At 68.3% G+C, this 9,193-nt stretch carries 10 protein-coding genes; 1 reads left to right on the forward strand and 9 read right to left on the reverse strand.

Features of this window, described 5'->3' with window-relative positions; genetic code table 11:
* The 9 genes from trbL to L8H00_RS18255 all read right to left on the reverse strand — a co-directional run.
* A partial coding sequence (gene trbL, locus L8H00_RS18215) for a P-type conjugative transfer protein TrbL (protein WP_242098725.1) occupies positions 1 to 854 on the reverse strand: 854 nt, incomplete at its 3' end.
* Between the two features lies 1 nt (position 855).
* Positions 856 to 1,203, reverse strand: a complete 348-nt coding sequence (gene trbK-alt, locus L8H00_RS18220) for a putative entry exclusion protein TrbK-alt (RefSeq protein ID WP_242098726.1) — start codon at positions 1,201 to 1,203, stop codon at positions 856 to 858.
* 8 nt (positions 1,204 to 1,211) lie between these two features.
* The gene (gene trbJ, locus L8H00_RS18225) at positions 1,212 to 1,955 is read right to left on the reverse strand and encodes a P-type conjugative transfer protein TrbJ (protein WP_242098727.1); all 744 of its coding nucleotides are present in this window, start codon (positions 1,953 to 1,955) and stop codon (positions 1,212 to 1,214) included.
* Entirely contained in the window at positions 1,952 to 4,387 is a 2,436-nt protein-coding gene (gene trbE, locus L8H00_RS18230) for a conjugal transfer protein TrbE (RefSeq protein ID WP_242098728.1), read from the reverse strand. The genes trbJ and trbE overlap by 4 nt, the downstream gene beginning before the upstream one ends.
* Before the next feature lie 6 nt (positions 4,388 to 4,393).
* A complete protein-coding gene (locus L8H00_RS18235; protein ID WP_242098729.1) occupies positions 4,394 to 4,666 on the reverse strand; it encodes a VirB3 family type IV secretion system protein in 273 nt (90 codons plus the stop codon).
* The gene (locus L8H00_RS18240; RefSeq protein WP_242098730.1) at positions 4,666 to 4,986 is read right to left on the reverse strand and encodes a TrbC/VirB2 family protein; all 321 of its coding nucleotides are present in this window, start codon (positions 4,984 to 4,986) and stop codon (positions 4,666 to 4,668) included. Before L8H00_RS18240 ends, L8H00_RS18235 begins: the two co-directional genes overlap by 1 nt.
* Entirely contained in the window at positions 4,983 to 5,903 is a 921-nt protein-coding gene (gene trbB, locus L8H00_RS18245; protein ID WP_277924568.1) for a P-type conjugative transfer ATPase TrbB, read from the reverse strand. Before trbB ends, L8H00_RS18240 begins: the two co-directional genes overlap by 4 nt.
* 188 nt (positions 5,904 to 6,091) lie before the next feature.
* Complete coding sequence (locus tag L8H00_RS18250) at positions 6,092 to 6,523, reverse strand: ribbon-helix-helix domain-containing protein (protein ID WP_242098732.1); 432 nt, start codon at positions 6,521 to 6,523, stop codon at positions 6,092 to 6,094.
* Positions 6,520 to 8,541: a conjugal transfer protein TraG gene (locus L8H00_RS18255; RefSeq protein WP_242098733.1), complete on the reverse strand. Its 2,022-nt coding sequence runs from the start codon at positions 8,539 to 8,541 to the stop codon at positions 6,520 to 6,522. Before L8H00_RS18255 ends, L8H00_RS18250 begins: the two co-directional genes overlap by 4 nt.
* Before the next feature lie 467 nt (positions 8,542 to 9,008).
* Between L8H00_RS18255 and L8H00_RS18260 the strand changes: the two genes are divergently transcribed.
* The coding region (locus tag L8H00_RS18260) for an ATP-binding protein (protein ID WP_242098734.1) at positions 9,009 to 9,193 on the forward strand (185 nt) is incomplete at its 3' end.

A 9,193-nucleotide genomic window follows, 5' to 3' on the forward strand; every position in this document is an offset into this window, starting at 1 on the left:
GCAACGAGGCCGCCGGCGGCGAGGCCCGTGCCGACCGCAGCGCCCGCGCCGAGCTGCGGACCACCCGAGATGATGCCGTTGGCGACGCCAGGTCCGAAGATGCCGAGGCCCAGCAGCGACAGCGCGGCGAGGACCAGCCCCATCGCGTCCTCGATCGTCGGCTGGCCGGTGAACCCTTCTGTGAACTGGCTGAACAGGGTCGAGCCGATGCCGACGATGACGGCGAGCACCAGCACCTTGATGCCCGAGCTCATGACGTTGCCGAGCACGCGCTCGGCGGCGAAGGCAGTTTTGTTGAACAGCCCGAACGGGATCAGCACGAAGCCGGCGAGCGTCGTCAGCTTGAACTCGATGAGGCTGACGAAGAGCTGGATGGCAAGAATGAAGAAGGCAAGAATGACGATCGCCCAGGCGAACAGCAACACCGCGATCTGGATGAAGTTATCGAAAAACGAGACGAACCCCATCAGCCCGGAGATCGACTCCAGGATCGGCTTGCCGGCATCGAGCCCAACCTGGGCGACGCGGCCGGGCCGCAGGAACTCGGCTTCGGAGAGGCCCGTGCCGGACGCCTTGAGGCCGAGCCCCGCGAAGCTCTCGAACACGATGCGCGCGAGGTTGGTCCAGTTGTTGATGATGTAGGCGAACACGCCGATGAACAGCGTCTTCTTGACCAGCCGGGCGATCACGTCCTCGTCCGGCGCCATCGCCCAGAACAGTGCCGCGAGCACCAGGTCGATGGCGATCAGTACGCCGGCGAGCCACTTCACCTCGCCTTGGAGCAGGCCGAACCCGCTGTCGATGTAGCGGGTGAAGACCTCCAGGAAGCGGTCGATGACCCCGGTGCCGCCCATCTCAGCGCTCCCCTGCCATCGCCGAAGCGGCCGCCCGATTGGGCGCGAGCGGCCGGCGATCCAGGCTGAGGAAGCGGCGGCGGTTCTCCGCCCACGCCGCGAGGCAGCCGGCGTCATGCGCGCCCGGCTCGCCGAGCAACTGGCAGCGCCGCATCTCGGCCACCAGCGGATCGGAGGAGACCGACTGCATCGCCGGCGGTGAGGACTGAAGCCCCTCGCCTTCCCTCGCGGCCAAGAGTGCCGCGACGCCACAAAGCGCAGCACCGGCGCCAAGCGCGATCGACGTACGCCGCACGAACCGCCGGTCCAGCGCCCCGAGGCGGTCCGAGCGGAAGAGAAACCGTCGCATCGCCTGCCTCACTTGTGGAACATGGTGACAGTCGACGGCTGGTAGCCGGTCGGCGTCTGCAGGAAGCGGCGCAGTTGCTCCTGCGCCTGGGAGGATGCGGCCTGGCGCTGGGCGGCATCGAGCGCCTGCGCCCGGCCCTGCGCCACCACGGCGGCGGTCAGGTCCGAGAGCTGCTGCGCCTGGAGCGCGAGGAGTTGGTTGCCCGCCTGCGTCGCCTGGAGTGCCCCGGTCGCGCCTTGGCTGGCGGTGACGAGCGCCGACATCTGCGTTCGGTTGGCGTCGAGGTTGCCAACGACGGTCGCCTGCGTGCGCATCGCGTCCTGAAGCGCCTGCACCGACTGCTGCCAGCGCGCTTGCGCGCCGGCGACGAGCTGCTGGTCGGTCTGGGAAGCGGACGCGGGCGCGTATCGGGTCGCGAACGCCTGGTCGATGTTCCGGACGTTGTAGGCGATGCCCTGCGCCTGGGAGACCAGCTGCTGGGTGCGGGCGATGTTCTGCTCGAGAGCCTGTAGCGAGGAATATGGCAGGTTCGCCAGGTTGCGCGCCTGATTGATCAGCCCCTGCGCTTCGTTCTGAAGCGAGGTGATCTGGCTGTTGATCTGCTGGAGCGTGCGCGCGGCGGTCAGCACGTTCTGCGAGAAGTTGGAGGGGTCGAACACCGTCCATTGCGCGCGGGCCGGCACTGCGGAGAGGGCCAGCGACAGCACGCCGACACCGGCGGCCAGTTGTTTGCGGAAACGACGGACGGTCATGGGGTAAGCTCCTCGGGCAAAGTGCGGGCGAGATCGGCGGCCCAGCCGGCGCCGCGCGCCTGGAGCCAGGCCTGGGCGAAGCCATCGCGGCCGCGGGCCGCGAACAGCTCGGCGATGAGCGCTTGATCGGTCTTGGACGACGCGGCGGCGAAGGCGAGCGCGGCCTCGCCGAGGCCGAGCTCGAACAGCCGGTTGCCGCGGCGGGACTGGCAGTAATAGTCGCGCTTGGGCGTGGCTTGGCTCAGGATCTCGATCTGGCGATCGGAGAGGCCGAACCGGCGGTAGGTCGCGGCGATTTGGGGCTCGAGCGCGCGCTCGTTGGCGAGGAACACCCGCGTCGGGCAGCTCTCGATGATCGCCGGCGCGATCGGGCTGTTGTCGATGTCGGCGAGGCTCTGGGTCGAGAACACCACGCTGGCGTTCTTCTTACGCAGCGTCTTCAACCATTCACGCAGCTGGCCGGAGAAGCCTTCGTCGTCGAGCGCGAGCCAGCCCTCGTCGACGATCAGCAGCGTCGGCCGGCCGTCGAGCCGGTCCTCGATGCGGTGGAACAGGTAGGCGAGCACGGCCGCCGCTGCACCGGTGCCGATCAGGCCTTCAGTCTCGATCGCCTGAACATCCGCTTCGCCAAGCCGTTCGGCGTCGGCGTCGAGCAGCCGGCCCCAAGGGCCGCTCAGGCAGTAGGGCTGAAGCGCGCGCTTGAGCGCTTGGCTCTGGAGCAGGACCGACAGGCCGGTCAGGGTGCGCTCGTGGACGGGTGCAGAGGCGAGCGAGCCGAGCGCCGACCAGAGATGTTCCTTCACCTCCGGCGTGACCGCAACGGCCTCCCGGCCGAGGATCGCTGCGACCCACTCTGCCGCCCAGGCGCGCTCCTCGGGCAGGTCGATGCGCGCGAGCGGCTGGAGCGCCACCGGCTCGGCCGTGTCCTCAGACAGCGAGCCGCCGAGATCGTGCCAGTCGCCGCCCATCGCGAGCGTCGCAGCGCGGATCGAGCCGCCGAAATCGAAGGCGAAGATCTGGGCGCGATCATAGCGGCGGAACTGCATCGCCATGACGGCGAGCAGCACGCTCTTGCCCGCGCCGGTCGGCCCGACGATCAGGGTGTGGCCGACATCCCCGACGTGGAGCGAGAAGCGGAATGGCGTCGAGCCCTCGGTCTTGGCGACGAACAGCGCCGGCGCGTCGAGATGCTCGTCGCGGGGCGGGCCCGCCCACACCGCCGAGAACGGCATCATGTGGGCGAGGTTGAGCGTCGACATCGGCGGCTGGCGGACGTTGGCGTAGAGCTGCCCGGGCAGCGATCCGAGCCAAGCTTCCACCGCGTTGACGCCCTCGCGGATGCAGGTGAAATCGCGGCCCTGAATGGTCTTCTCGACCAGCCGCAGCCGCTCGTCGGCAGCGCGCGCGTCCTGGTCCCAGACCGTCACGGTGGCGGTGACGTAAGCTTCGCCGATCAGGTCGGAGCCGAGCTCCTGCAATGCCATGTCGGCGTCGGCCGCCTTGTTGGCGGCATCGGAGTCCATCAGCACCGAGGCTTCGTTGGTCATCACCTCTTTGACGATGGCGGCGATCGACTTGCGCTTGGCGAACCATTGCCGGCGGATGCGGGACAGCACCTTGGTGGCGTCGGTCTTGTCGAGCGCGACCGCGCGGACGCACCAGCGGTACGGAAAGGCAAGGCGGTTGAGGTCGTCGAGCAGACCGGGCCAGGTCCGCGAGGGAAAGCCGAGCACGGTCAGGGTGCGCAGGTGCGCGTTCCCGAGCCTGGGCTCCAGACCGCCGGAGAGCGGCTCGTCGACCAGGATGGCGTCGAGGTGCATCGGCGTCTCAGGCACGCGCACGGCATGGCGGCGGGTCGAGACGGTCGAGTGGAGGTAGGTGAGCGTCCCCTCGTCGGAGAGCCACGCCGCTTCAGGCATGAACCCGTCCAGCAGGGCCAAGACCCGATCGGTTCGATCGACGAAGCCGGCTAGCGCTACGCGGCCATCGGCGCCGGCGGCCGCGCGGTTCTCGTACAGCCAGCCCTCGGCGCGATCGGCGGCGTCGACCGGCGGCAGCCAGACGAAGGTCAGGAAATAGGCGCTCTCGAAGTGAGCGCCCTTCTCCTCGAACTGGAAGCGCCGTTCCATTTCCACCAGCGCTGATGCTGCGTCCGGGAAGCGGCTGCGCGGGTAGCGGTTCGCGGACACGCGCTGCGCCTCAACGAACACCGCCCAGCCGGAGCCGAGCCGGCGCAGCGCGCCGTTCAGCCGCGCCGTGGTCGAGACCAGCTCGGCGGGTGTGGCGGAGTCCAGGTCCGGTCCGCGGAACCGGGCGGTGCGTTGGAACGAGCCGTCCTTGTTGGCAATCACGCCGGGCGCGACCAGCGCCGCCCAGGGCAGGAAGTCGGCCAGCGCCTGCGGCTTCTTGCGGTACTCGGCGAGGTTCAGCATGGCGCTTCAGCTCCCGAGATGCGCGGGGTAGCGTAGATGCCGGCGCACCACGTCAACGAAGGCCGGATCGCGGCGCGCCGCCCAGACCGCGGCCAGATGTCCGATCAGCCAGAGCGCCGCGCCGACGATCCAGAGCCGCAGGCCGAGTCCGACGGCGGCGGCGAGCGTCCCGTTGATGATGGCGACGGTGCGCGGCGCACCGGCCATCAGGATCGGCTCGGTCAGAGACCGCCGGACCGGCGCGTAGAAGCCTGCAACGGGGTCGTCGCTCTCCAGCATCAGACGAGCGCCCCGCCGGAGAAGGAGAAGAACGACAGGAAGAAGGAGCTGGCGGCGAAGGCGATCGAGAGCCCGAACACGATCTGGATCAAGCGGCGGAATCCGCCCGACGTGTCGCCAAACGCGAGCGTCAGGCCCGTCACCACGATGACGATCACCGACAGGATCTTGGCGACCGGACCCTGGATCGAATCGAGGATCGACTGGAGCGGCGCCTCCCACGGCATGTTGGAGCCGGCGGCGTAGGCGGGCGCGCTGATTGCCGCGAGCGTGAGCATGGATGCGGCGCCGGCAAGCCGCCGACGAAGACGAACGATCATGGATGGTCTCCTGCTGAGGTGAGGCAATAGTCGCCCTGCCCGTCGAGCCCCTCGACGCGAGCGAGTTCGGCGAGCCGGCGGGCGGAGCCGCGGCCGGACAGGACGGCGATGACGTCGATGGTCTCGGCGATGAGCGCACGGGGCACGGTGATCACCGCTTCCTGGACGAGCTGCTCAAGCCGCCGCAGGGCGCCGACCGCGGAGCCGGCGTGCAGCGTGCCGACGCCACCGGGATGGCCGGTGCCCCACGCTTTGATCAGGTCGAGCGCCTCGCCGCCGCGCACCTCGCCGATGGGGATGCGGTCGGGCCGTAGCCGCAGCGCCGAGCGGACGAGGTCAGTTAGGGAGGCCGCGCCGTCCTTGGTACGCAGCGCCACCAGGTTGGGCGCGGCGCACTGCAACTCGCGCGTGTCCTCGATCAGCACCACGCGGTCGGAGGTCTTGGCCACCTCCGCCAACAATGCGTTGACCAGCGTGGTCTTGCCCGTCGAGGTGCCGCCCGCGACCAGGATGTTGGCGCGGCCCGCGACTGCCTCGCGCAGGAACTCGGCCTGGCACTCCGCCATGATGCCTGCCGCAACATAGTCGCCGAGCGTGAACACCGCGACGGCCGGCCGCCGGATCGCGAATGCCGGGCCGGCCACCACCGGCGGCAACAGGCCTTCGAACCGCTCCCCCGTCCCGGGCAGCTCGGCCGAGACGCGGGGGGATCCGGGATGGACCTCGGCGCCGACATGGTGCGCGACCAGGCGGATGATGCGCTCGCCATCGTCGGCTGACAGGCGCTCGCCAGTGTCCTCGAGCCCGCCGGCGAGCCGGTCGATCCAGAGCCGGCCGTCGGGATTGAGCATGACCTCACCGACACTGGCATCATCGAGCCAGCCGCCGATCGCGGGTCCCAACGCCGTGCGCAGCATTCGAGCGCCGCGGGCGTAGGCTTCGGGCCGGAATGCGGTGACGGTCACTGGCTACCCCGTGCTCGGCGCCGGTCACGGCGCGGATGGTCGACGGGGTGGATACAAAGCGCCCTGATGCGGGCTGCTCAACAAGCTCGACGGCGTAGAAGGGCTGTGGCGTAGAAACGGATGCAGAAGGGCCGGTCCGATCAGCCGCCCTGCGCGGAACTCTCCGGGCCGATGTCGCGCGAGACCTCGTCAGCCAACGACTGCCCCTTGGCGAGGCGCCGTCCGAGCGCTTCGACGAAGCCCTCGTAGCGTTCGCGGCCCTTGGCTTGGGCAGCCGGCTGAGCGGCGTCCGGCAGCGGCGGCGTTGATGTCAGCCAGAAGCGCACGAACAGCGCCATCGCCTCATTGGAGATGACCGTGTGACGCTCCATTCGCTCGATCGCCCGGCTCATGCGGTCGAGCCGGCGGGCCAGCGCCGCTTCGAGCTGATCGGCCGCATCGGGCGACAGATGCGAGGCGATCGCCGCCTCGACCACCTGGGCCTGCGGGACACGCGCCCGGGCGGAATAGTCGGCAAGCCGGGCGGCGAGCTCGGTGGACAGCCGGAACGTGTATTTGCCGCGGGCCGTCACAACGCCATGCCATCGTCAGGGTCCAGCGCAGCCTGTCGCGCCAGCCCTCCGAACCGGCGCTGCAGAATCCGCGCCTTCACGGCTTCGGTGTCCGGTTCGTCATCGGGATCGTCGAACTCGCGCACCGGGGCTGGCGGCGGCGCTTCGGGCGCGATCGCCTCGTGCTCGGGAAGATCGGGTTCGCGGCGGATGCCGGCATTGTCCGGGTCCTCGCCATTTGGCGGGGCGGCAGTCGCCGGGTCGGACTTGCTCCCGGTCGGCACGACCGCAGCCGGCGGCAGCGCCAGTGGCTTCAAGGCCGTCCAGTCGTCCGCGGGGCGAGCAGCGTGCGCGATCCTCTGCCGCTCTGGGAGTGGCAGCACCCGGGCGGCGAGACTGCGGTCGGCATAGTAGCGCGCCTTCTTGGCCCGGATCGGAGCTAAGCCGGAAACGAGCACCAGCTCGTCCGTCGGCGGCAGCTGCATGATCTCGCCCGGCGTGAGCAGCGAACGTGCGGTTTCCTGACGCGACACCATCAGGTGCCCGAGCCACGGCGATAGCCGGTGGCCGGCATAGTTCTTCGCGTCACGGATCTCCGTCGCGGTCCCCAGCGCGTCCGACACGCGCTTCGCCGTCCGTTCGTCGTTTGCCGCGAACGATACGCGGACGTGGCAATTGTCGAGGATGGCGTTGTTCGGTCCGTAGGCCTTCTCGATCTGGTTGAGCGACTGCGCGATCAGGAAAGACCGGATGCCGTAGCCGGCCATGAACGCGAGCGCGGACTCGAAGAAGTCGAGTCGCCCGAGCGCGGGGAACTCGTCGAGGAGCAGCAGCAGCTTGTGGCGCTTGCGCCTGTCCTCAAGCTCCTCGGTCAGCCGTCGCCCGACCTGGTTCAGGATCAATCGGACGAGCGGCTTGGTGCGGCTGATGTCGGACGGCGGCACCACGAGGTAGAGCGTCACCGGAATCGTGCCGTCAACGAGGTCGCGGATGCGCCAGTCGCAGCGGCGCGTCACCTGCGCCACCACCGGATCGCGGTAGAGTCCGAGGAACGACATGGCCGTGGAAAGTACGCCGGAGCGCTCGTTCTCGCTCTTGTTCAGGAGCTCGCGCGCCGCGCTGGCGATCACCGGATGCGGCCCGGCCTTACCCAGATGTGGCGTAGTCAACATCGCCCGGAGCGTCGTCTCGATGGGATGCTTGGGATTGGACAGGAAGCTGGCGACGCCGGCCAACGTCTTGTCGGCCTCGGCGTAGAGGACATGCAGGATCGCGCCGACCAACAGCGCGTGGCTGGTCTTCTCCCAGTGATTGCGCTTCTCCAGCGCACCTTCCGGATCGACCAAAATGTCGGCGACGTTCTGAACGTCGCGCACCTCGTTTGGTCCTCTGCGCACCTCGAGCAGCGGGTTGTAGGCGTCGCTTTCCGGGTTGGTCGGATCGAACAGGACGATGCGGCTGAAGCGAGCCCGCCAACCGGCTGTCAGGCCGTGGTTCTCGCCCTTGATGTCGTGGACGATGACCGAGCCGGCCCAGGTGAGCAGGGTCGGGACGACGAGACCCACCCCCTTACCAGAACGAGTAGGCGCAAAACACAGGACGTGCTCAGGACCCTCGTGTCGGACGTAGGCCCTGCCGAGTTGGGCGAGCAACAGCCCGTCCGGCCCCAACAGGCCGGCGGCGCGAACCTCCTTCTCGGTCGCCCACCGGGCGGAGCCGTAGGTATCGGCGTGCTTGGCTTCCCGCGCCCGCCATACCGACATTGCGATCGCAACAATGACCGAAGCGAACCCGCCGGCCGCGGCGATGTAGGCGCCCGTCTGGAAAACGTGCGGCGCATAGGCGTCGTACGCGAACCACCACCAGAAAAAGGCGGGCGGATGATATACGGAGTAATGCCCGACCATGAACCACGGGTGGCCGAGTTGCGCCTGGTAGCCGAGCTGCGCGGCCGTCCACTGCGTCGCGGTCCAAATGAAGGCCAATGCGATCGAACAGACGGTGAGGACCTGGCCCCAGAGGATGCGGGTGGCGTTCACGAAAACTCCGTCGCTGCGACGGAGCACGACTGAGATCATGCGTGATGAGGTGAGCAAGGTCTAATTGGCAAGGATCGCGTGTTGGCGAGCCATAGCGCGCATTTACCGGGGGGGGGGAGCCATCAGCGGACCTTGAGAACTGATCAGGAAGCGGAGGTTGGTCCGCTGCGGCGACACGACTGCAGGCGGCGGTCAGCACCTTATCCTGCCGGTTCGGCTTGGCGATCTGAACATTGCTAAGATTTCCGGACTCGCGTCTTGCGCAAGCTTGGCCTTAATAGGGTGGGAGGCGTGCGCATTGACCGACAAAAGTCACCTGGATGAGTTCGGCGCGAGCCGGGATCAACACCTTTCAAAGCAGTTGGTGGCAACCTTCATCGCTGGTCATCGCGACCCGGCGATAAAGGGGGCCGACTTGGTCACGCGCCTGAAGGATGTCATGGAACAAGCGTTACAGGAGCCGGCGAATGCGGCTGAAAGCTCTGACCGTCCGTAACTTCCGCGGCTTCGGTGCCGCGGCAGAGACTATCGACCTCGATAAGGATCTTGTCCTGTTCTACGGGCCGAATGGCCACGGCAAAACTAGACTCGCCGAGGCTATCGAATGGCTCTTCTACGGTACGACGAAACGCCGCCAGCGTGGCGAGGACTT

The sequence above is a fragment of the Sphingomonas sp. CROZ-RG-20F-R02-07 genome, assembly GCF_022662335.1.
Lineage (GTDB): Bacteria > Pseudomonadota > Alphaproteobacteria > Sphingomonadales > Sphingomonadaceae > Sphingomonas.

Excerpts from the sequence above, each read along its gene's own strand:
- trbB (WP_277924568.1), bottom strand. The coding sequence starts at position 5,903 with ATGCTGCGCACGGCGTTGGGACCCGCGATCGGCGGCTGGCTCGATGAT.
- trbK-alt (WP_242098726.1), bottom strand. The coding sequence starts at position 1,203 with ATGCGACGGTTTCTCTTCCGCTCGGACCGCCTCGGGGCGCTGGACCGG.
- trbJ (WP_242098727.1), bottom strand. The coding sequence starts at position 1,955 with ATGACCGTCCGTCGTTTCCGCAAACAACTGGCCGCCGGTGTCGGCGTG.
- L8H00_RS18240 (WP_242098730.1), bottom strand. The coding sequence starts at position 4,986 with ATGATCGTTCGTCTTCGTCGGCGGCTTGCCGGCGCCGCATCCATGCTC.
- L8H00_RS18235 (WP_242098729.1), bottom strand. The coding sequence starts at position 4,666 with ATGCTGGAGAGCGACGACCCCGTTGCAGGCTTCTACGCGCCGGTCCGG.
- trbE (WP_242098728.1), bottom strand. The coding sequence starts at position 4,387 with ATGCTGAACCTCGCCGAGTACCGCAAGAAGCCGCAGGCGCTGGCCGAC.